The sequence below is a fragment of the Blastococcus sp. SYSU D00820 genome (assembly GCF_054050695.1).
Genome location: NZ_JBJGZW010000016.1, coordinates 82,876 through 104,151 on the forward strand (window position 1 = coordinate 82,876; position 21,276 = coordinate 104,151).

At 73.3% G+C, this 21,276-nt stretch carries 22 protein-coding genes and 1 tRNA gene; 16 read left to right on the plus strand and 7 right to left on the minus strand.

Features of this window, described 5'->3' with window-relative positions; all coding sequences use genetic code 11:
• The first annotated feature begins 224 nt into the window (after positions 1 to 224).
• From ACI79R_RS16595 to ACI79R_RS16620, 6 genes are all read left to right on the plus strand, one after another.
• Positions 225 to 983 (plus strand): M23 family metallopeptidase, encoded by a 759-nt coding sequence (locus ACI79R_RS16595; RefSeq protein WP_456574749.1) that lies wholly within the window; start codon positions 225 to 227, stop codon positions 981 to 983.
• Between the two features lie 22 nt (positions 984 to 1,005).
• On the plus strand, positions 1,006 to 1,419 hold the full coding sequence (locus ACI79R_RS16600; protein WP_456574750.1) for a helix-turn-helix domain-containing protein: 414 nt from the start codon (positions 1,006 to 1,008) through the stop codon (positions 1,417 to 1,419).
• A 20-nt stretch (positions 1,420 to 1,439) separates the two neighbouring features.
• On the plus strand, positions 1,440 to 1,853 hold the full coding sequence (locus tag ACI79R_RS16605; protein WP_456574751.1) for a VOC family protein: 414 nt from the start codon (positions 1,440 to 1,442) through the stop codon (positions 1,851 to 1,853).
• Between the two features lie 87 nt (positions 1,854 to 1,940).
• Positions 1,941 to 2,013 (plus strand) — tRNA-Ala (locus ACI79R_RS16610).
• A 204-nt stretch (positions 2,014 to 2,217) separates the two neighbouring features.
• The gene (locus ACI79R_RS16615) at positions 2,218 to 2,622 is read left to right on the plus strand and encodes a VOC family protein (protein ID WP_456574752.1); all 405 of its coding nucleotides are present in this window, start codon (positions 2,218 to 2,220) and stop codon (positions 2,620 to 2,622) included.
• Positions 2,619 to 2,900, plus strand: coding sequence for a winged helix-turn-helix transcriptional regulator (locus ACI79R_RS16620; RefSeq protein WP_456574753.1), 282 nt, complete (start codon positions 2,619 to 2,621; stop codon positions 2,898 to 2,900). The genes ACI79R_RS16615 and ACI79R_RS16620 overlap by 4 nt, the downstream gene beginning before the upstream one ends.
• Before the next feature lie 133 nt (positions 2,901 to 3,033).
• Here the strand turns inward: ACI79R_RS16620 and ACI79R_RS16625 are convergent, their stop codons facing one another.
• Both ACI79R_RS16625 and ACI79R_RS16630 read right to left on the minus strand, forming a co-directional pair.
• A complete protein-coding gene (locus tag ACI79R_RS16625; RefSeq protein ID WP_456574754.1) occupies positions 3,034 to 4,371 on the minus strand; it encodes a DUF2254 domain-containing protein in 1,338 nt (445 codons plus the stop codon).
• Positions 4,372 to 4,524: 153 nt separating this feature from the next.
• Complete coding sequence (locus ACI79R_RS16630) at positions 4,525 to 5,565, minus strand: response regulator transcription factor (RefSeq protein ID WP_456574755.1); 1,041 nt, start codon at positions 5,563 to 5,565, stop codon at positions 4,525 to 4,527.
• A gap of 190 nt (positions 5,566 to 5,755) precedes the next feature.
• On the opposite strand from ACI79R_RS16630, the gene ACI79R_RS16635 reads away from it, so the two are divergent.
• Positions 5,756 to 6,709, plus strand: a complete 954-nt coding sequence (locus ACI79R_RS16635) for a LysR family transcriptional regulator (protein ID WP_456574756.1) — start codon at positions 5,756 to 5,758, stop codon at positions 6,707 to 6,709.
• A 433-nt stretch (positions 6,710 to 7,142) separates the two neighbouring features.
• Here the strand turns inward: ACI79R_RS16635 and ACI79R_RS16640 are convergent, their stop codons facing one another.
• The gene (locus ACI79R_RS16640; RefSeq protein WP_456574757.1) at positions 7,143 to 7,859 is read right to left on the minus strand and encodes a type 1 glutamine amidotransferase domain-containing protein; all 717 of its coding nucleotides are present in this window, start codon (positions 7,857 to 7,859) and stop codon (positions 7,143 to 7,145) included.
• Between the two features lie 313 nt (positions 7,860 to 8,172).
• Here ACI79R_RS16640 and ACI79R_RS16645 point away from each other — a divergent pair, with 313 nt between their 5' ends.
• The 8 genes from ACI79R_RS16645 (at position 8,173) to ACI79R_RS16680 (ending at position 16,511) form a co-directional block, all read left to right on the plus strand.
• Positions 8,173 to 9,321 carry a zinc-dependent alcohol dehydrogenase gene (locus ACI79R_RS16645; protein WP_456574758.1) on the plus strand — a complete coding sequence of 383 codons (1,149 nt, stop codon included), beginning with the start codon at positions 8,173 to 8,175 and terminating at the stop codon, positions 9,319 to 9,321.
• A gap of 16 nt (positions 9,322 to 9,337) precedes the next feature.
• A complete protein-coding gene (locus tag ACI79R_RS16650; protein WP_456574759.1) occupies positions 9,338 to 9,940 on the plus strand; it encodes a hypothetical protein in 603 nt (200 codons plus the stop codon).
• 315 nt (positions 9,941 to 10,255) lie between these two features.
• Complete coding sequence (locus ACI79R_RS16655; RefSeq protein ID WP_456574760.1) at positions 10,256 to 11,410, plus strand: glutathione-independent formaldehyde dehydrogenase; 1,155 nt, start codon at positions 10,256 to 10,258, stop codon at positions 11,408 to 11,410.
• A gap of 1 nt (position 11,411) precedes the next feature.
• Positions 11,412 to 11,987 (plus strand): type 1 glutamine amidotransferase domain-containing protein, encoded by a 576-nt coding sequence (locus tag ACI79R_RS16660; protein WP_456574761.1) that lies wholly within the window; start codon positions 11,412 to 11,414, stop codon positions 11,985 to 11,987.
• A complete protein-coding gene (locus ACI79R_RS16665; RefSeq protein ID WP_456574762.1) occupies positions 11,984 to 12,469 on the plus strand; it encodes a hypothetical protein in 486 nt (161 codons plus the stop codon). The genes ACI79R_RS16660 and ACI79R_RS16665 overlap by 4 nt, the downstream gene beginning before the upstream one ends.
• Positions 12,470 to 12,474: 5 nt before the next feature.
• Positions 12,475 to 13,641 (plus strand): zinc-dependent alcohol dehydrogenase, encoded by a 1,167-nt coding sequence (locus ACI79R_RS16670; RefSeq protein WP_456574763.1) that lies wholly within the window; start codon positions 12,475 to 12,477, stop codon positions 13,639 to 13,641.
• Positions 13,642 to 13,882: 241 nt separating this feature from the next.
• Positions 13,883 to 15,007 carry a 5-methyltetrahydropteroyltriglutamate--homocysteine S-methyltransferase gene (locus ACI79R_RS16675; RefSeq protein ID WP_456574764.1) on the plus strand — a complete coding sequence of 375 codons (1,125 nt, stop codon included), beginning with the start codon at positions 13,883 to 13,885 and terminating at the stop codon, positions 15,005 to 15,007.
• Between the two features lie 145 nt (positions 15,008 to 15,152).
• The gene (locus ACI79R_RS16680) at positions 15,153 to 16,511 is read left to right on the plus strand and encodes a cytochrome P450 (protein ID WP_456574765.1); all 1,359 of its coding nucleotides are present in this window, start codon (positions 15,153 to 15,155) and stop codon (positions 16,509 to 16,511) included.
• A gap of 43 nt (positions 16,512 to 16,554) precedes the next feature.
• Here the strand turns inward: ACI79R_RS16680 and ACI79R_RS16685 are convergent, their stop codons facing one another.
• The 3 genes from ACI79R_RS16685 to ACI79R_RS16695 are packed head-to-tail and all read right to left on the minus strand — an operon-like array spanning position 16,555 to position 20,181.
• Positions 16,555 to 17,859, minus strand: coding sequence for a hypothetical protein (locus ACI79R_RS16685; protein ID WP_456574766.1), 1,305 nt, complete (start codon positions 17,857 to 17,859; stop codon positions 16,555 to 16,557).
• The gene (locus ACI79R_RS16690) at positions 17,856 to 18,296 is read right to left on the minus strand and encodes a hypothetical protein (RefSeq protein WP_456574767.1); all 441 of its coding nucleotides are present in this window, start codon (positions 18,294 to 18,296) and stop codon (positions 17,856 to 17,858) included. The genes ACI79R_RS16685 and ACI79R_RS16690 overlap by 4 nt, the downstream gene beginning before the upstream one ends.
• A gap of 34 nt (positions 18,297 to 18,330) precedes the next feature.
• Positions 18,331 to 20,181, minus strand: a complete 1,851-nt coding sequence (locus ACI79R_RS16695) for a hypothetical protein (RefSeq protein ID WP_456574768.1) — start codon at positions 20,179 to 20,181, stop codon at positions 18,331 to 18,333.
• An 85-nt stretch (positions 20,182 to 20,266) separates the two neighbouring features.
• On the opposite strand from ACI79R_RS16695, the gene ACI79R_RS16700 reads away from it, so the two are divergent.
• Entirely contained in the window at positions 20,267 to 21,058 is a 792-nt protein-coding gene (locus tag ACI79R_RS16700) for a MerR family transcriptional regulator (RefSeq protein WP_456574769.1), read from the plus strand.
• A gap of 7 nt (positions 21,059 to 21,065) precedes the next feature.
• Here the strand turns inward: ACI79R_RS16700 and ACI79R_RS16705 are convergent, their stop codons facing one another.
• On the minus strand, positions 21,066 to 21,254 hold the full coding sequence (locus tag ACI79R_RS16705; RefSeq protein ID WP_456574770.1) for a hypothetical protein: 189 nt from the start codon (positions 21,252 to 21,254) through the stop codon (positions 21,066 to 21,068).
• Between the last annotated feature and the right edge of the window lie 22 nt (positions 21,255 to 21,276).

The window sequence follows — 21,276 nt, forward strand, 5'->3', positions numbered from 1 at the left end:
CCTGTGCCCGCCCCGTCCGGAAGTGAAACTCCCCGTCACCCGTCCGTGTCCCCGATCTGACCACACCGTGACCCGACTGTGACAGCTGAGGCGTGTGTGACATCACAGTCGGCGTGTCGCCGCCGACGCGCCGTACTCCAGGTCACGGATGAGTCACGGAGTGTTTGGATCGAGGAACCAGCGATCCGGCCCGTCAGGGCTCTTCCCCACGGAGCAGCAGGTACATGCGCAGCAGCACCACCCCCGCCGGCCCCACCACCGGGTCGCACCGCGCGGTCGGCCCGGCCGCCCGACGCCGCAGCACCTGGGACCGGCGGCCGTCGATGCTGCTGGGGGCGCTGGTGGCCGGTGGGGTCGTCGCCGCCCTGGTCGGCGTGCCGGACACCCCGGCCGCGGCGGAGGCGACGACGGTGCTGGAGGCCCAGCAGCAGCTGCTCTCCGACGAGCAGCTCGCCGAGGTCATGCCGATGGCCTCCATCACCGAGGCCGAGGCGCAGGCCCGCCTCCAGGAGGTCGCCGCCACCCGGGCGGCGCGGGCCGAGGCCGAGGCGGCCGCCGCTGCGGCCGCGGCGGAGGCCGCCCGACCGCGCGCGGTGCTGCCCGTCGACGGCGCCCGGTTCACCAGCGGCTTCGGCGCCCGCTGGGGCACCTTCCACTACGGCATCGACCTCGCCGCCCCGATGCGGACGCCGGAGTACGCGGCGGTCGACGGCGTGGTCCTGCGAGCGGGCTCGGCCAGCGGGTTCGGCCTGGCGGTCTACATCCTCCACGACAACGGCGACGTCACCGTCTACGGCCACATGGACGAGATCCTGGTCGAGGTCGGCGACTACGTGCAGGCCGGCGACACGATCGCCCTGCTCGGCAACCGCGGCCAGTCCACCGGCCCGCACCTGCACTTCGAGGTGCACCAGGGCGGGCTGAACGGCGAGCGGGTCGACCCGGTCGAGTGGCTGGCGGAGCGGGGCGTGGAGGTCGGCTGACCCCGCGTGCTGGGATGCGGCCGTGGGCAGCGCGACCGAGGACGCCAACCGGCGGCTGCTGCGCGCCCGCGACGCGATGGACCGGCGCTACGCCGAGCCGCTCGACGTCCCCACGCTGGCGCGGATCGCGCTGGTCTCCGAGGCGCACTTCATCCGCACCTTCCGGGCCACCTTCGGGGAGACGCCCAACCGGTACCTGCAGCGGCGCCGCGTGGAGCGGGCGATGTTCCTGCTCCGGTCGACCGACCGCAGCGTGACCGACGTCTGCATGGACGTCGGCTTCACCAGCCTGGGGACGTTCAGCCGCGTCTTCCGCGACATCGTCGGTGAGCCGCCGAGCGCCTACCGGCGTCGCGGCCCCCTGCCCCCGGCGCCGTCCTGCTTCGTCATGCGGTGGGCCCGACCGAGCAGTTTCGGAGAAGCGCCGGGGGAGTGACGCTCCCTAGCGTCGTCCCCATGCTGAACGCGATCACCATCACCAGCCTCTACGTGCTCGACCAGGACCAGGCGCTCGACTTCTACGTCGGCAAGCTCGGGTTCGAGGTCCAGTCCGACATGCAGTTCGGGCCGATGCGCTGGCTCACCGTGACCCTGCCGGGCCAGCCCGACCGCGCCGTGCTGCTCGAGAAGCCGGGGCCGCCGTCGATGAGCGAGGAGACCGCCGTCCAGGTGCGGGAGGCGGTCACCAAGGGCGTGGCGGGCGGGCACCTGTTCTTCGCCTGCGACGACGCCTACAAGACCCACGCCGAGCTCAAGGCCAAGGGCGTGGAGATCACCGAGGAGCCGGTCGACCAGCCCTACGGCATCGACTTCGGCCTGCGCGACCCCTTCGGCAACCACCTGCGCATCGCCCAGATGAAGCAGCAGTGACACCCCGGTGCCACCCCCTGCGCCGGTGCCGCGCGGCCGCGTTGTAGAGTTCTCCACGGCTCGAACGCACCACTTCGGGCCGGGAACGGGGCTGTGGCGCAGCTGGTAGCGCACCACACTGGCAGTGTGGGGGTCAGGGGTTCGAGTCCCCTCAGCTCCACCCGTCCGACTCAGGCCGTCCTCCTCCGGGAGGGCGGCCTGAGTCGTCTCCGGTCGCAGGTGGACCGACTGCCCCGGGCAGCACGGCACGCTCATCCGCTCGTCGTCCTGCGCGATCTCGTGCCGGTGCAGCCCAGCCGCGAGTGAAAAGGGGAGGGCGCGGTCGGCACTTGACGCCGAACTTGCATTTTGCAAGTGTCGCCGCATGAGCCTCTTCATCACCTGCCCGGTCGAGGACGTCGAGCGCGCGACCGCCTTCTACACCGCCCTCGGCTGGACCCTCAACGCCGAGATGTCCGATCACAACGTGTCATGCTTCGCGATCGCACCCGAGCAGTACGTCATGCTCGGCAGCCGCGAGATGTACGCGAGCGTCGGCGGCGTCGAGGAGCTGGTCGGCGGGCCCCGCACGCCCTCGAAGGTCACGGTCTCGTTCGACCTGGGCAGCCGCGAGGCGGTCGACGAGCTCGTCGAGCGCGCCGGCGCCGCCGGCGGGCGGATCGGCGACACCGACGACTATCCCTTCATGTACCAGCGCCAGTTCGACGACCTCGACGGCTACCACTACTCGCCGTTCTGGATGAAGCCGGACGCCGATCCGACCGCGTGAGCGACCTCGCCGCGGCCCTCGACGTCGTCGGAGCCCGGTGGGCTCTGCTCATCGTGGAGCGGCTGCTCGACGGGCCGCAACGCTACGGCGATCTGCAGCGCGACCTCGGAGTGCCGACGAACATGCTCGCGACCCGCCTGCGCGAGCTCGAAGCCGCCGGCGTCCTGACCCGTCTGCCGCTCCGGCACAACACCCGGGCCTACGCGCTGACCGCTCGCGGGCTGGCCTTGCGCGAGGCGATCGTCGCGCTCGCACGCTGGGGCGCCGAGCAGGCCTAGGTGGGGCGCGGGTCACCATGCGCCGGAGGGGCTCGGCCGTTGCGGGACCCATCTCCTCGTGCCCCGCTCCGGGACACCCTCCAGCGGGACAGGTACACGGCCAGGCGTCAGGCGCCCCCGCGGTCGATCCCCGTCAGTGCGATCCGGTCCGGTGCGACCCGGCAGCCGACCGGGCCGGTGGCGCGACCGTGACGTCGGCCCCCGAGCCGATGCCCTCGGTGTCCGGGATGAGCGCTGCGACGACGTCGTCCTCGTCCTCGTGGGCCCGTCGGACGGCGGCCTCCAGCAGCCGGAGTTGGCGGTCCAGGGGCTCCTGCCGGTCGGTCGGTGCCACGGACTTGAGATCGCCCAGGGCGGCGCACAGCTTCCGGGTCACCTGCGGCTCCGACGCGCCGGCCAGGCGGATCTCGTCGAAGGCCAGCCGGACGTAGCCGTCCCAGCTGACGGTCCGCTCGAGCAGGCGCACCGCGCCGTCGTCGTCGCGGTGCTCACCGCAGGGCAGGGGACGGGCGGCGATCTGGCGCAGCAGGTCGTGGAGCCGGTGGAGTGCCTGGACCGTCGTCGTGGGGTCGTTGAACGGCTGGGCGATCGACCGCACGGCGATGTCGACGAGCTTGCGGAACCCGTAGGCCAGGTCGTCGGTGTGCCCGCGCTCCCCGCCGAGCAGGACATGGCGGGTCAGTTCGGCGGACAGGAGTCGACCGGCTGCGTCCCCGTCCGGGCTCGCCGTCGACGGGGTGCCCGGATGCACCCGGAACAGCGGCGCGCCGCCGACGACGAAGTCCCCGACGACCGGGACCAGCTCCAGCACGCAGTCCGCCTGCCGGGCCGCGAGTACCAGGGCGCGGCGGTCGACACGGACCAGGTTGCCGGGGCGCGTGGCGACGATCTCGTCCCTGCCGCCGGTGGTGACCGGCGAGTTCCCGTGCTCGCGGACGATGAACGCGCGACTCCGGTCGCCCACGAGGTCGATCAGCCCGGCGACCCGCAACCCCTGACCGGCGTGGTGCACGAACAGGACGAGCACGACGACGCTGGCCAGCATCAGGACGTAGGCCAGCAGCATCGACAGCCCGGGGACCGTGCCCGTGTCGGAGCCGCGGATCTCGCGGAGGGTGAGCACGGCGACCAGGAAGCTGGCGCCGAAGAGCCCGATCGCCAGCTGGCTCCACCGGTCGTTGAGCAGCGCCCCCACGATGCGGGGCGAGAACTGGCCCATCGCCAGCTGGACCGCCACCAAAGTGACCGTCAGGACCAGGGTGGTCATCGACACCATGGCGGTGGCGAATGACGACAGGATCGTCTGGGCGTCGGAGGGCGTCCCGGTCAGGCTCTGCGGGACCAGCCGGTACTCCGTCGCCCGGTCCACGGCGAGGGTCGCGACGGCGAGGCCGAGGCCGAGGACCAGACAGCCGATCGGCAGCAGCCACAGGCTCGTGCGGACGAAGTGCCGGAGCCGCAGCGTGCTCATGCGGGCAGGGCCTGCGACCGGGCCACCTGGACCGGCGGCTCGTACCCGACCATGGCCTCCCCCTGGAGTGACGGATGAGCGCGTCCGCACCGGCCCGGCGCCGAAACTCGTGCGCGCCCCGTCCGCTCATGGAACCGACGCCGACGGGTGGCCTCAATCGGCAGAACGGCCCATGGACGTGCGGCAGGACAAGCCGGCCGTGGGCACGTAGAGGCCCTCGCGCTCGGCCCGCACCGCGGCGAGCGTCCTCGTGGGCGCGTCGAGCTTGGCGAGGATGTGCTCCAGGTGGGCCGCGACCGTCCGCGGAGCCACCACCAGCGCGCGGGCGATCTCCTGGTTGGAGCAGCCGTCGATCAGCAGCCCGAGCACCTCCAGCTCGCGCGGGGTCAGCCCGCGCAGGTCGGTCACGGGCGACAGGACCACCGTTCCCAGCACGCTCGCCGGTGCCTCGTCGGTACCGGCCAGGACGGTCACCCTGACGTGCCCGTCCGGGGCGTGGCGTCCGCCCCGCGGCCAGAGGAAGGACGTGAAGACCTGGCCGTCCTCGATGCAGGACCGGGCGATGGTGACGACGGGGGACGTCTCGGACAGCAGCGCGTCGCCGTCCAGGCCGGGCAGCGACAGGGAGCCGCGGTCCCGGCACAACACCGCACCGGCCGTCGCCCCGCGCACCAGCCGGGCCGCAGCGGCCAGCGAGCGCAACGGGTCGAGCCCGTGCGCCAGGACGGGGGTGAGCTGGTGCAACCGGCGCCGTGCGATCGGGGACTGCCGCTCGGTGCTCCCGTAGTAGAGAGCGAGGAACCCGATGTGGCGCCGGCCCCGGTCGAACAGCGCGACGGCCATGGCCTCGTGGACGCCGGCGGGCACGAGGCACTCGGCCCACGTCGGCAGGTCGGCGGCCGGGTAGGGCAGGTCGGACGGACTCAGTGGAGGGCGGGCGTGGTCGGTCCCCGTCACCTCGATGTCGTGGGCCATCTGGGGTCCGCTCAGGTACCGCACGGTGTCCTCGTCGAGGGCGCTGCTCCCCACGGAGGTGTAGCTGCTGCGCATCGGGTCGGCGAGGGCAACCCACGCGGCGTCGAAGGGCACGAGGCGGCGGAGCGCCTCGAGCATCCCCTGCGAGCGTTCCGGGAGGGGGCCGCTGGAGGCAGCGACCTCGGCGAGTTCGAGGAGGGGCGCGTGCGCGTGGGCCATCTGCTCTCCCGGGTCGCGGCGACGGCGAAGCAGGACGGCTCTTCTCGCCGCTTCCGAGGCCGGACCGTGCCCATACGTACCGCAGGACGACCGTTCCAGTCGGAATCCCCGTGACGAGAAATCGCGGTGGTCGAAGGTCCCGGCTATCTGCCGCTGCGCGCGCAAGTCGCGTGGAGCAGTAGCGTGGTTCGTGGAGTTGCGCCAGCTCAGGTACTTCCTGGCGGTGGCCGAGGAGGGGCGCTTCAGCCGTGCGGCCAAGCGGCTGCACATGGCCGCACCTTCTCTGTCGCAGCAGATCCGAGCGCTGGAGCGGGAACTGCGGGTGCCCCTCTTCGAGCGCACGCCGCAGCGGGTGGAGCTGACGTCCGCGGGGGAGGCGCTCGTCGAGGGCGCCCGGGTGGTCCTCGCCGAGGTGGAGCGGGCCCGCGCGGACGTGCGCGCCGCCGCGACCGGCCGCCGGCGGCTGACCCTTCGGGTGGCCAACATGGCCGACGTGATCCTGCGCGGCCCGTTGAGGAGCCTGGGAATGGGCATCGACGGGGTCGAGGTGTCGGTGAGTTCCTGCCGGGGGGACGACGCGCTGGAGGCCGTCCGGCAGGCCCGTGCCGACGCGGCGATCGTCTGGGGCCGGGAACCGGCCGACCGCGATCTCGACGGGGTCGTCCTGGGCCCGGTGCTGTTCGGGGTGGTCGTACCCCGGGGTCACCCGGCCGCCGACCTGACCAGGGTGCCGGTGGCTGCTCTCGCCGGCGAGGTGCTGGTGATGTGGCCGCGGGAGCCTTTCGCCGGCGTGTGGGGCCGCACGGTGGACCACTTCCTCCCCGACGGTGCAGGCTCTGGACAGGTCGTCGTCGAACCAGACCTGCTCGACTGCCCCGAGGCGGTGCTGCGCGCGGTCGCGGCCGGTGCCGGCATCGCCGCCGGCATGGTCGAGGTCGCCGACCGCATGAGGATCGGCGGGGTCGAGACACGGCGCCTCGACCCCGACCTGCGCTGGGAGCTGGAGCTCGTGTGGCGGGCGCCCGCTGGGCGATCCGTCGGCAAGCTGGTCGACTTCCTGATGCGAGCGGCGCGGGATCCCGGCACCGCCATCGAGGCTCCCGAGCCCGCCCTCGGCAGCACCGGGACGCCGCTCCCCGTGTGAGCACCGTCTGGCTCGCGACCGTCCTGCTCCTCCGGCGGACGTCGTAGCCCTGCGGCGGATCGACTCCGAACGGAGTCATCGCCCTCGACGGAATGCAGCCCCGGGTGCGGGCCCGCACCGTGGCAACAGTGAGGCTGTCCGTCCGCAGGGCGACCAGGCCTCCTCCGAAGGACTCGGCCACCGTGTCGGCTTCCACGTGCAGCATCCAGGACGGAGCCGGATGCCGGTCCCTCTCGATGAGAAGGTCCAGGACCCTGAGGTCGAGGAGGGTGAGGCCGCGCAGGCCGCCCGGTGGGCTCAGCAGGACGGGGGCGCAGAGGTGGTCGAGGCCGGGGGCATCCGACGCCGAGCACGGTGACCCGGGAACATGCCTGCGTGGAGATGTACGTGCGACGTCACCTCATGCGCCCGCACGAGCCACCAGGGCGGCGGCTCACCCGGTGCGAGCTGCCGCCCGGGACCTCCCGCTCCGCGCAGCAGGACCGCGCAGGGCACGTTGGGCGACAGCGGCCAGGCCGATGGCCACGGCGGCGGTGGCCGGCGGTCTCGGTACCCATCGCAGCGCGGAGACGGCCCAGCCGACGGGTGCTTCGCGCTGCCGATCGGAGTCACGATGCACCGCTGCCGTCGCCGGTGCCCGCCCTTTCGACGCGAAGGTGTCGAGCATTCCCTCGACGAACGCGGCCATGTCCTGGGGGCCTCTGCTCGTGGTGAGATTCCGGTCCCGGACGAGCCCCTGATCGAGCCAGGTGGCGCCGGCGTTCACCAGGTCGTCGCGGATACCCGGCCAGGAGGTGAGGGTCCGCCCGTCGAGGAGGCCCGCCGAGGCGAGCACCCACGGTCCATGACAGAGGCTCGCGATGGGCTTGTCATCCGCAGCGAACGCGCGCACGAACTCCCGGGCCGGAGCGGACTGGCGGAGGAGGTCGGGGTTGATGAACCCACCCGGCAGCAGCAGCCCGTCGTAGTCGCCGGGGTCGGCCTCGCCAACCGTCGTGTCGACACGGACGCGGCTGGCCGGCAGGTGCAGGTTCACCCCCCGGATGCGCCCGCGCCGCAGCGACACGACGTCGACCCGGGCGCCGGCGCCTCTCAGGGCTCGCAAGGGGACCACCAACTCGACCTTCTCGAAGCCGTCGGCCGCGAGCACGGCGATCCTCTGGCCCTGGAGCCTGCGCCTGGCGGGCATGTCGTCCCCCTGCTGCTCGGTGGTGCCGGCTGACGGCGACTCCGCGGGCGGCGCGAGCTCCGTCGGGCGCGGCGGAGTCCTCCCGCCGGCTCCTCGGCGCGAGGCGGCGTACCCGTGCCCGCCGAGGAGACACACCTGGCTCGTATCGGTAGATCTGCCCATTACGAGTGCGCGACCCCCGGCGCAGAGTCGGGGGGCCGGTGAGCAGCGCCGGCCGCTGGGCGCCCCCTGGGGCCTCACGAGCTCCGGGGCCCGCGCCCCAGGAGGGGATCCGATGCGAGCGATGGTGTACCGAGGTCCCTACAAGGTCAGGGTGGAGGAGAAGGACCGGCCGGCGATCGAGCACCCCAACGACGCCATCGTCCGGGTCACCCTCGCCGCCATCTGCGGCTCCGACCTGCACCTCTACCACGGCCTCATGCCGGACACCCGGATCGGCCACACCTTCGGCCACGAGATCATCGGGGTGGTCGACGAGGTCGGGTCGTCGGTGCAGAACCTGCAGGTCGGCGACCGGGTCATGGTGCCGTTCAACATCTTCTGCGGCACCTGCTGGTACTGCGCCCGCGGCCTGTACTCCAACTGCCACAACGTGAACCCGAACGCCACCGCCGTCGGCGGCATCTACGGCTACTCGCACACCACCGGCGGCTACGACGGCGGCCAGGCGGAGTACGTGCGGGTGCCGTTCGCCGACGTCGGCCCGGCCAGGATCCCGGACTGGATGTCCGACGAGGACGCGGTCCTGCTGACCGACATGACGGCGACCGGTTACTTCGGAGCGCAGCTCGGCGACATCGTCGAGGGTGACGTGGTCATCGTCTTCGGCGCCGGGCCCGTGGGACTGGTGGCGGCGAGGTCGGCCTGGCTGATGGGTGCCGGCCGGGTCATCGTCATCGACCACCTGGACTACCGGCTGGAGAAGGCGCGCACCTTCGCCCATGCCGAGACCTACAACTTCACCGAGTACGGCGACATCGTCCTGGAGATGAAGAAGGCCACCCACCACCTCGGCGCGGACGTCGCCATCGACTGCGTGGGCGCCGAGGCGGACGGCAACCTCATCCAGCACGTCACCTCCTCCAAGCTCAAGCTGCAGGGCGGCTCCCCGGTCGCGCTCAACTGGGCGATCGACTCCGTCCGCAAGGGCGCGACCATCTCGGTGATGGGCGCCTACGGCCCGCTGTTCAGCGCCGTCAAGTTCGGCGACGCGATGAACAAGGGACTGACGATCCACACCAACCAGTGCCCGGTGAAACGGCAGTGGCCCCGGCTGTTCGAGCACGTGCGCAACGGCTACCTCAAGCCGAGCGAGCTGGCCACCCACCGGGTACCGCTCGAGCACATCGCCGAGGGGTACCACATGTTCTCGGCCAAGCTCGACGGCTGCATCAAGCCCCTCGTGGTCCCGACCGCGGCGTGAGCGACAGGAGACCCCGATGACGTACACGCCGCACAAGCCCCCGATCGCCGAGTCGCCCGACGAGCTGAGGAAGCGCATCCCCGGCTGGGGCGTCGACCTCGACCCCGAGGACCGCCCGTCGGTACCGAAGCTGCAGTTCCAGGAGGACTTCACCGGCGCGCACTGGGAGTTCCCGGAGCGGCAGCCGGAGACGTCTCCGAGGGAGCGCTCGGTCGAGCACGCGATGCTCACCCCGGTCTTCGGCACCGCGCAGCCGCTGTCGGGGGTCGCGGGTGCCATCCGCCGCTACGCCTACCGCTACGGCGAGGGCCGCGCGGCGCACTGGCTGTTGCTGATGCTGGGCGACCGGGTGGACGCCTGGGAGCACCACCTGAAGTCGTTCCTGACGCTGCGCCCGGACAACCCCATCACCCAGACCGGGGTGGAGGCCGAGTTCACCCACCACGGCCTGCGGTCCCGGATCGGGCAGCACCGCACGGACCTCAAGCACCAGGTGCTGGACCCGATCATCATCGGTGGCCCGTGGGTGGCCGCGGCGGGAGCGGTCTACGCCGGAGCCCGGAGTGTGGCCAGGTCGCTGGCGCACGTGGGTTCCGACGGGCAGCGGCCGGTGCACTGAGGGCCGCCCGCGCCGGACGAGCGACGGCCCCGCAGTCGATCGACTGCGGGGCCGTCGCGGTCAGTCGAGTCCCTCGTCGGCGCCCGGCCGCACGGGGCCTGCTCCCCGCTCGGAACCGGAGCCGGCGGGGGTGTTCCGGGAGGGGCGCCGTCCACCGCCTGCAGCTCTGCGAGCCGGAGCTCACGGACGACGCCCCCGACCCCGAGGGCCCGACCGGTATGGGCATGTCTGCCGATACCCGACGCCGCCGCGCGCGGACTGGAATCGGGGTCCCGACTCCAGTGGGGGCGGGGACCAGCGGAACGAGGAGGCAGCGTGAAGGCAGTCGTGTACGACGGACCCCGCCAGGTCAGCGTCAAGGACGTCCCGGACGCGCGGATCGAGCGGCCGACCGACGTCCTGGTGCGGGTCACGTCGGCGAACATCTGCGGCTCGGACCTGCACATGTACGAGGGCCGCACCGACTTCGAGACCGGCCGCTGGTTCGGGCACGAGAACCTCGGTGAGGTGGTCGAGGTCGGCGACGGCGTCGACAAGGTCCGGGTGGGCGACTGGGTCGTCCTGCCGTTCAACATCTCCTGCGGGCACTGCAAGAACTGCGAGCAGCAGCTCACGAACTACTGCCTGACCGCGCAGCCGGAGCCCAAGATGGCCGGCGCCGCGTACGGCTTCGCCGACATGGGGCCCTGGGCCGGTGGTCAAGCGGAGCTGCTGCGGGTCCCGTGGGGTGACTTCAACTGCCTGCGGCTGGGGGAGGACGCCGAGGAGCGCCAGACCGACTACGTGATGCTCGCCGACATCTTCCCGACCGGCTACCACGCCACGGAGATGGCCGGCGTGAAGCCCGGCGACCAGACGGTCATCTACGGCGCCGGCCCGGTCGGGCTCATGGCCGCCCTCTCCGCCACCATCCGCGGGGCCGGCAAGGTCATGGTGGTCGACCGGCACCCCGACCGGCTGCGGCTCGCCGAGTCGATCGGCGCGATCGCCATCGACGACTCGAAGGTCGACCCGGTGCAGGCCGTCCTCGACCAGACGATGGGCCTGGGCGCGGACAACGGCTGCGAGTGCGTCGGCTACCAGGCGCACGAGCCCGACGGGCAGGAGCAGGCGAACCTGACGATGAACCGGCTGGTCGCCTCGGTGCGCTTCACCGGGAAGATAGGCAACGTCGGCGTCTTCGTGCCTCAGGACCCGGGAGCCAACGACGAGCTGGCCAAGCAGGGCAAGCTGGCCTTCGACTACGGCATGTTCTGGTTCAAGGGCCAGCACCTCGGCACCGGCCAGGCGCCGGTCAAGAAGTACAACCGGCAGCTGCGCGACCTCATCGCGGGGGGCAAGGCCGAGCCGTCGTTCATCGTCAGCCACGAGCTGCCCCTCGACCGGGCGCCGGAGGCCTACGAGCACTTCGACAAGCGGGACGAGGGCTGGACCAAGGTCGTCCTCCACCCGGCGATGGCGGGTGCCTGACATGGCAGGCGAGCTGAACGGACGACGGGTCGCGATCCTGGCGGCCGACGGGGTGGAGCGCGTCGAGCTCGAGCAGCCCCGCCGGGCCCTGGACGACGCGGGCGCGCGGACCGAGGTGCTGTCGATCCACGACGGCGAGATCCAGGCACGCAACAACGACCTCGAGGACGCCGGCACCTTCGGCGTCGACCGGCTGGTCGGCGCGGCCTCGGTGGACGAGTACGACGCGCTGCTGCTCCCGGGCGGCACGGTGAATCCGGACCAGCTGCGCATGCAGCCGGCGGCGGTCGAGTTCGTGCGGAACTTCGTCGAGTCCGGCAAGCCGGTGGCGAGCATCTGCCACGGGCCGTGGAACCTCGTCGAGGCCGACGTCGCGCGAGGACGGCGGCTGACCTCGTTCCCGAGCATCCGGACGGACCTGCGCAACGCCGGGGCCGAGGTGGTCGACGAGGAGGTCGTCACCGACGGCAACATCACCACCAGCCGGTCGCCCGACGACCTGCCGGCCTTCTGCGGGCGGATCGTGCAGGAATTCGCGCGAGCACCGCAGCCGGCCGCCGCGGGAGGTCCGGCGTGACCTCCGCCTTCGGCAGCGTCGCGTCCCTCGCCGCCCGCGCCGGCGGGACCGTCGTCCGCCAGGTGCGGTCGGCCATCGACCCGTCCGCCGCCCGACCGGCCGGCGTCGGCGGGCCGGCGTCCGGGTGGCTGGCGGTGACCGTGCTGGGCGAGCCGACCGACATCGACACCGCGCGGCTGCCCGTGCCGCTGGCCGAGTACGGCGACCGGATCGAGGTCCGCGTCCGCCCGGCGGCCGGCGACAAGGGGACGGAACTGGCGGCCCGACTGCGCAACCAGCCCTCCGGCGGCGCTCTCAGCCGGCTGAGCGGCAGCGATCCGCAGGCGGACCTGCGGTCCGCGCTGCGCCGTGCCAAGCAGCTCATCGAGGTCGGTGAGGTGCTCGCGGTGGACCCGGCACCGCACGGCAAGCGGACGCCGACCCCCGGCGGCGTGCTCCTGGAGGCGTGGACCAAGGTCGCGCCCAGGGCGGGTGTGCGGTGAAGGCGGTGACCTGGCGGGGCGTCAACGAGGTCGGCGTGGAGGACGTCCCGGAGCCGAAGATCCTCAACGACCACGACATCATCCTCGAGGTCGGCCTGTCGGTGACCTGCGGCTCGGACCTGCACCTGCTGGGCGGCTACATCCCCGCGATGCGCGCCGGCGACGTGCTCGGGCACGAGTTCATGGGCACGGTCGCCGAGGTGGGGCCGGGGGTCACCAAGCACCGGGTGGGCGATCGCGTGGTGGTGGTGTCGTTCATCGGCTGCGGGCAGTGCTGGTACTGCCGGCAGGGCCTGTGGTCGCTGTGCGACAACGGCAACCCCAACCCGGGGATCACCGAGGCGCTGTGGGGCCAGTCGATCGGGGGCTGCTTCGGGTACTCCCACGCGATGGGCGGCTGGGCGGGCAGCCACGCTCCCTACATCCGGGTGCCCTACGCGGACAACGGGGCGTTCGCCATCCCCGACGGCGTCTCCGACGAGCGGGCGCTGTTCGCCTCCGACGCCGCACCCACCGGCTGGACCGGGGCGGACCAGGCCGGGGTCCAGGCAGGGGACGTCGTCGCGGTGTGGGGTGCCGGGGGAGTCGGGCAGATGGCGGCCCGCGCGGCCATGCTGATGGGCGCCGAGCGAGTCGTCGTGATCGACCGGTACGACAACCGGCTCGAGCAGGTGCGCACGCACATCGGGGCCGAGACGCTCGACTACGAGGAGGCCGACGTCCCCGCCGAGCTGCGCGAGATGACCGGCGGCCGGGGACCGGACGTCTGCATCGAGGCGGTCGGCATGGAGGCCCACCACCCGGGCCCCCAGTACCTCTACGACCAGGTCAAGCAGCAGATGCGGCTGCAGACCGACCGGCCCACGGCGGTGCGCGAGGCGATCTATGCCTGCCGCAAGGGCGGAACGGTGTTCACCCTCGGCGTCTTCGCCGGCCTCGTGGACAAGTTCCCCCTGGGCGCGGTGATGAACAAGGCGCTGACCCTGCGCGGTGCCCAGCAGCACGGGCACCGCTACGTCCCGGAGATCCTCGAACGCATGAGCCGGGACGAGCTGCGGACCGAGCACCTCGCCACCCACGTGCTGCCGCTCGACGACGGGCCGAAGGGCTACCGGATGTTCAAGGACAAGGAGGACGGCTGCGTCCGTGCCGTGTTCCGTCCGGGGGGCTGAGGCGCCGCCGGGCAGGTCACCGGGCGCGCGGCACGGCGGTGGGCTGCCGCGACCGCGCACACGACGATCGGGCCGCCCGGGAGCCTGCGGTTCGAGTTCTGTGAGCTCCACCCGATGACCGGGCCGCCCTCCTCCGGGAGGGCGGCCCGGGTCGTGTCCGGCACCTGCGGCGGGTCGTCGACCCCGGGGTGCCGCGGCCGGACGGGTGTCGCCGGGGAGCCGGGTCCGCCAGGCTGGTGGCATGAGCGACATCTCCGGACCGCCGTTCCGCGCCGACCACGTCGGCAGCCTGCTGCGCCCCCAGAAGCTGCTCGACGCCAGGGCCAGGCGCGCCGAGGGGGCGATCGACGACGACGAGCTGCGCGGCATCGAGGACGACGCGATCCGCGAGGTCGTGCGCATGCAGGCCGACGTCGGGCTGCGCACGGCCACCGACGGCGAGTTCCGCCGGGCGTCGTGGCACATGGACTTCATCTACGCGATCGGCGGCATCACCAAGGTCGTCGACGAGAGCATCGTCGTCCACTTCAAGAACGCCGACGGCACGCTCGACTTCACGCCCGCCGGGCTGCACGTCGACGGCCCGCTGGAGATCGGCGAGCCGATCTTCGGGCGCGACTTCGCGTTCCTGCAGTCGGTGGTGGGGGAGGGGCAGACGGCGAAGCTCACGATCCCCTCGCCGTCGATGGTCCACTACCGCGGCGGGGCGGCGGCGATCGATCCGGCGGTGTACCCCGACGAGGACTCGTTCTGGGACGCGCTGTCGGCGGCCTACCGCCAGCAGGTCCAGGGCATCGCGGCGCAGGGTTGCACCTACCTGCAGTTCGACGACACGAGCCTGGCCTACCTCAACGACCCGGCCCAGCGCGCCGAGCTCGCCGCCCAGGGGCGCGACGCCGAGCACCTGCACGAGCGCTACATCCGCCAGATCAACGCGGCGCTGGCCGACCGGCCGGCGGGCCTGACGGTGACCACGCACATGTGCCGGGGGAACTTCCGCTCCTCGTGGGTCGCCGAGGGTGGCTACGACTTCGTCGCCGAGGCGCTGTTCGGCGGCCTCGACGTCGACGGCTTCTTCCTGGAGTACGACGACGCCCGGTCCGGCGGGTTCGAGCCGCTGCGCTTCGTGCCGCCGGGGAAGCGGGTCGTCCTGGGCCTGGTGACGACGAAGCGGCCGCAACTGGAGAGCAAGGACGACCTCAAGCGGCGGATCGACGAGGCCGCGCGGTTCGTCCCGCTCGAGCAGCTGGCGCTGTCGGGGCAGTGCGGGTTCTCCTCCACCGTGGAGGGCAACGCGCTGACCAGGGACGAGCAGATCGCCAAGCTGGCGCTCATCGTGGAGACCGCCGAGGAGGTCTGGGGCTGACGGGAGCGTCCCGGGAGCCGGAGGGGGACAGTGGGGCGCCGACTTCCCCGCTCCTCCGGCCCCGGGTGGTAGGCAGGACATGGCGTGAGGGGACGGCGGATGGTCGCCCACCCCACGCGCTCCTGCAAGCCGAAGACGAGGAATCATGTCCGCGACCGATCTCTCCCCTTCCCGGCCGGAGCACGCCACCCGCGCGGCGGCGTCCGGCTCCCCGCGGCGCCGGGGTGGTCCCCGGGCCCTGGTCGCCTCCCTGCTGGGCCGCCTGGTGCAGTGGCGGATCCGCCGCAAGGGTCTGGACCTCTCGGAGCTGACCTTCCTGCCCGAGCCCGCGCGGCTGCCGCTGCTGCGCAACGGCACCGATCCCGTGCCGGAGCTCGCCGAGGTGCGCGCCCGCTGCCCCGTGCAGACGCTGGACATGCCCTTCGGGTTCGGCGTCCACCTCGTCACCGGCTACGAGGAGGCCCGTGCCGTCCTCGCGGACGGTCAGAGCTACAGCAACGACATGCGGCACCTGTTCCGCGACTCCAGCGAGGGATCGGCCGCCGACGTCGGCGGGCTGGGTCAGGCCGACCCACCCCACCACACCCGGCTGCGCAAGCTCATCGCCCCGGAGTTCACCAAGGCCCGGCTCGCCGGACTGGAACCGCGGGTCGAGGAGATCGTCGCGCAGCGGCTCGACGACCTCGCCGCGGCGGGATCCCCGGCGGACTTGGCCGCGCACATCTCGGCCCGGGTGCCCATGGACGTGATCTGCGAGCTGCTCGGGCTCGACGAGGCCGACCACCACGAGTTCCTCCGGCTCGGCACGCAGCGCTTCGACGCCACGGGCGGCACCGCCGCGACGCTCGGCGCGGTCTCCGAGCAGAAGACCATGCTGCTCGACGTGGTGGCCCGCCAGCGCCGGGAGCCGGGCCCCGGCCTCATCGGCCGCATCCTCGCCGCCGAGGGCGACGCCATCTCCGACAACGAGCTCGCCGGCCTGGTCGACGGCATCGTGACCGGCGGCTACGAGACCACCGCCAGCACCATCTCCCTGGGCACCGCGGTGCTGCTGCGCGACCCCGCGCACGCCGCGCTGGTCCGGGAGGGCTCCCGCGCCGACGTGGAGCGCGTGGTGGAGGAGCTGCTGCGCTACCTCACGGTCGTCCAGGTGGCGTTCCCGCGCTTCGCCAAGGTCGACCACGAGCTGTTCGGCTGCCCGGTCCGCAAGGACGACGTCGTCGCGGTCTCCCTCAGCGGCGCCGATCGCGACCCGGCCTGGGCCGGGCGGGAGCCGGACCGTTTCGACCCCACCCGGTCCACCGGGGGCGGCGGGCACCTGGCCTTCGGCCACGGCATGCACCGCTGCGTCGGCGCGGAGCTCGCCCGTCTGGAGCTGCGCATCGTCCTCCCGCGCCTGTTCCAGCGCTTCCCGGACCTGGCCCTCGCCGTCCCTGAGGACCAGCTCGCCTGGCGGCGGCTCTCCTTCGTCTACGGCGTCGAGGAGCTGCCCGTCTCCTTCTGAGGCCGGGCCGCCGACGGCCGCCGCACGAGTCCGGGGCCGGCGCTCAGAAGCCGAAGAGCAGCCCCAGCCCGCCGACGGTGAACAGCACCATCACCAGGACCAGCGGCAGCTGGTCGGACGCGGGCGCCCGCGGGGCGATGCGCAGCGCCTGCTCGTGGGCGAGGGTCACGCCCAGCACGTGCCCGGCGACGACCCCGCCCACCTGCACGTAGGCGATCGCGTCGGGGGAGACCGCGCGCAGGTCGACGACGTTGCCGTAGGTGCCGAAAAGGTCGACCCCGGGCAGCCCGAACGGGTTGCTCGCCAGGATCCAGGTGGTCTGCCCGTCGAGCACGAACAGGCTGAAGTAGTGGGCGATCGTGTAGCCCAGCGCGATCGGCACGACGGTGGCGGCGAACAGCCGGGGCTGCGGGCCCAGGGGGAGCCGGCTGATCCGTCCCGACAGCCGGGTGCCGGCCACGTACAGCAGCGTGACCAGCGCGATGCTGCCCAGCAGCCCGGCCGTGCCGGAGACGACGTCGTCCGCCGCGCCCGGCCCGGCCTGCCACCACGCCGTGCGCGACAGCCCGTCGAACGCCGTCGAGCCCAGCAGCACCATGACCATCGCGGCCAGCCCCGGGACGGCCGGCGTCGTCATGGCGTTGTCCCACGGCGCGCGCAGCACCACCCGGCCGTCGTCCCGCCGGCCGACCGCGGACAGCCGGCCGAGGAGAGTGCTGTAGACCTCGAAGCCGTCACCGGCGGCGAACCACTCCTCGCCGAACCACAGCCCGGCCGCGACGTGCACGACGGCGTAGCCGACGAGGAACCCGGCGACGACGTCCGGGTCGGCGCGGCCGGAGGGCACCAGCTCCAGCCAGACGAAGACGGCGAGCGAGACCGCGGCCGGCCACAGGCCGAGCGCGGGCAGCCGTCCGGCACCGCGGGGCGGGCCGGCCAGCGGGCGCAGCAGCCGGGTGAGCAGGCGCAGCGGGTTGACCACCCGCCAGAACGGCCCGAGCAGGAGGCTGGCCGGCACCAGGCCCACCCAGAACGTCACGTAGACGGCCCAGGGGGCGAGGTTGCGGGCGGTCTCCTCCGGCCCGGCCAGGGCGGCGGCGACCACGAGCACCGCCGCCGCCAGCGCGACCGCCTGCAGCGCCCGGCGGACGCCGCTGCTGTCGGCGGCGCGCTGCACCGCCGCGGGCAGCGGGCGGCCCGAGCGCTCGTCGCCGAGCCTCGGCCGCCGCCAGAACAGCAGCAGGACGACGAAGCTGATCAGGATCGCCGCGCCGGCGCCGTAGAGCGCCAGGCCCAGCGGGATCGGCAGGTCGGTGCGCGAGCCGACGCCGTGCGCGAGGACGATCACCCGACCTGGAGCGACAGCAGCACCGTCCCCGCCTCGTGCAGCTCGCACTCGAAGACGCCGGGGATGTCCGCGCGAAAGGTCAGCGTGACCGGGGCGTCCGGGCCGACGGCCGCCGTCAGGTCGTAGCCGTGCAGGTGCAGCTCGTCGGGGGCGTCGCTGGTCACCGTGAGCGTCACCTGCTCGCCGAGGGCCACCGGCACCCGGCCGGTGTCCCCGGTGGCCGTCCCGCCGGCGACGTCGACGGTCAGCGCGGTGCCGGCCGGCGCGCTGGTCGCCGGTGCCGAGCCCTCGGCGGAAGAGCTCGCCGAGGTCGACGCGGACGTGTCGCCCGCGTCGCCCCCTGCCTCGGCGGGGGCGGTGCCGGCGCAGCCGGCCAGCCCCACGAGGGCGGCCAGCGCGGCGGGCGCGAGCGCGGCACGGGCACGGCGGATGGGCACGGACGTCCTCCGGGAGCGGTTCGGGTGGATCGGGTCAGGCCTGGCCGGCGCCGGTGGGCGTCGACGCCGAGCCCTCGACGGGGGCGTCGGGGAAGCGCTCGCGCTCGCTGCCCCGCCGGGAGTACCGCCCCACGCCCCAGGAGATCACGGCGATGATGCCGATCGTGCAGGCGAGCACCACGAGGTTCGAGGCGGTCCACAGCCAGCCCTCGGCGTCCTTGCGCTCGCGCTGCAGGATCTCGATCTCGGGGATGGCCTGGCGGGTGACGCCGTCGTCGGCGGCGATCTCCTCGGCCGGGATGGCCGGGTCCTCCGGCAGGTAGATCGGCACGGCGGTCAGCACCCGGCCGTCGTGGATGCGCAGCAGCGTCTTCCACGTGCCGTGCGCCGGCACCGGCTCGGTGGTGCGGTAGCGCCCCTCGCCGATCCGCTCGAGCTCGGTGACCACCAGGCCCTGCCCCTGCCAGGAGGTGATCTGCACCCACGCCGGGTCGTCGACGGCGTCGGTCGGGGTCAGCTGCACGGTCACGTCGATGGTGCGCGGATCGGTCGTGGCGTCGGTGATGCTCAGCGTCGCCTCGAGGTCGTCGGGCACGGTGGCCACCAGGCCGTTGGCGACGCCGCCGGCGATGGCCAGCAGGCAGGCCACCAGCACGCCGCGGGCGACGGCCCGGCGCGGCAGCCGCCGGCGCAGGCCGAGCGCGAGCAGTGCGCCGATCAGGCCGCCGGCGATCCCGCCGACCAGCCCCATGAGCGCGCCCTCGACGAGGATGTCGCGGTTCCACGACAGGGTCTGGGTGCCCTGGGTCCACAGCCACTCCGTCGCCGTCCCAACGGTGCCGACGAGCAGGCCGGCGACGGCGCCGAAGGCCAGGGGACGGCGGGCCAGCGGCCACGCCAGGGCGAGCACCTCGACCACGATCGCCGAGCCCAGGTACAGCGGGAACGACGGGGAGATCTCGCCGAGCACGGGGCCCACGACCAGCGCGATGACGCCGCGGACGACGAGGAAGAAGGCGGTGGCCATGAGCGCGCCGCCCTTGCCCATCCACATCCGGGCGGCGACGAGGGCGACGCCGGCGGCACCGGCGATCATCAGCGGCTCGAGCACCAGCCGGAACTGCGGGACGTCGAAGTCGTACTCGCCCTGGAACACCGACAGGCCCAGCAGCAGGCCGCCCATCGCCGAGCCCTGGCGGAGGAACCGGCCGATGCGGCCGACCTTGCGCGCGCCGTCGTCGGTGGAGGCGCCGCCGTGGCCCTCCATCTCCAGCACCAGCAGGCCGATGATCGACAGGCCGGCGCCGCCGATGAGCATCAGGTGGGTGGGGCCCCAGAGCGTGACGTCCTGGCCGAAGATCCGGTGCCAGACGTCGTCCAGGGGGAAGCCGAGCAGCGCGTAGAAGCCGGCCGCGCCCAGCAGGATGCCGCCGACCGGCACGTGCCAGCCCTTGACGAACCGCACCGACGCGGGGCCGGGCTCCTCGTCCAGCGGCATGGCGCAGGCGAGCACGCCGCCGGCGAAGACGCCGAACAGCCCGAAGAGGATCAGGTAGTGCGCGGGGTTGGCCAGCGGCCCCTCGTCGCGGCCGACGCCGATGTGCAGGGCGATGTCCCAGAGCATGCCCAGCAGCGCGACCAGCAGCGAGATCGTGGTGAGGATCGTCGGCAGGGCCACCCACGGCGGCACGCCGGTGGCGTTGCCCAGCCGCGTGCCGACGCGGGTGAGCACGGTGGTGCGCCGGGTGCGGTGCAGATACACCAGCCCGAGGAGGACGGCGGTCAGGCCGAAGCCGATGGCCGTGGCCAGGAGCACCTCCCCGAGGGCGGCCCCTCCGGCGGGACGGCTGTCGGCGGCGAGCACGGATCCCAGAGACGACGACACGCCCGTCATGGAACACCCATCTACGTGACATCGCCAACTGGTACATCGGACGCAGCGGTACCGTTGTCCTCGAGTGGGAGAGGGAGTGGGCGAGCTGACCGTCGCGGCACCGGGCGCCCCGGAGGACGACGTCGACCGTGAGCTGACGGTCGACGAGCTCGCCGCACGCGTCGGGATGACCGTGCGCAACGTGCGGGCCTACGCCGCCCGCGGGCTGCTCCCGCCCCCGCGCCTGGTCGGCCGCACCGGCTACTACGGCCGCCAGCACGTCGCCCGCCTGCTCCTGGTCCGGGAGATGCTCGCCGAGGGCTACTCGCTGGGGATGATCGAGCGCACGCTCACGCACGCGCCGGAGGCCGGCAGCTCGGCCACGCTGGCGCTGCACCGCGCGCTGCTCTCGCCCTGGCTGCCCCCGGAGTCCGAGGTGCTCTCGGCGGAGGCGCTGGCCGCCCGCGCCGGGGTGGCCCCGGATCCGCAGGTCGTCGACGAGCTGGTCGCGCTCGGGCTGGTGGAGCGGCTGGACGACGGCCTGCTGCGCGTGCTGGACCCCTCGCTGCTGACCGCCGGGCTGCAGGTCGTGGAGATCGGGGTGCCGCCCTCGGCGCTGATCGCCGCGCAGGCCCGGGTGGCCGAGCACGTGCGCGCGATCGCCGACATCTACGTCTCGATGTTCCTCGAGTCCGGCTGGGAGCGGTTCCTGGAGGCCGGCGCCCCGCCGGAGCAGCTCGACCGGATCCGGGAGCTGGTCGCCCGGCTGCAGCCGGCCGCGGCGCAGGCGGTGCTGGCCAGCTTCCGCACCGAGATGGCCGCGCGGGTGCAGGCGGCCCTGGAGGCCGGCCTCGCCGTCCCACCCCCAGCCGCCGCCGACGAGGGCTGAGCGCGGCTCAGTCCAGCCGCTCGTGCGCGCCGTCGAGCTCGGCGTTCTCCCGGGCGCGCAGCCGGCGGTCGCGGACGACCGCGCCGGTCACCACGGCGACGAGGACCGCGGCGGGCACGAAGAAGCCGGCCGTCGCGATGAGGCTGAGGCCGTCCATCGCCAGGACCGCGTCGACCGCGGTGTCGGGAGCACCCACGGCTCCATGTGACACCGTTCGA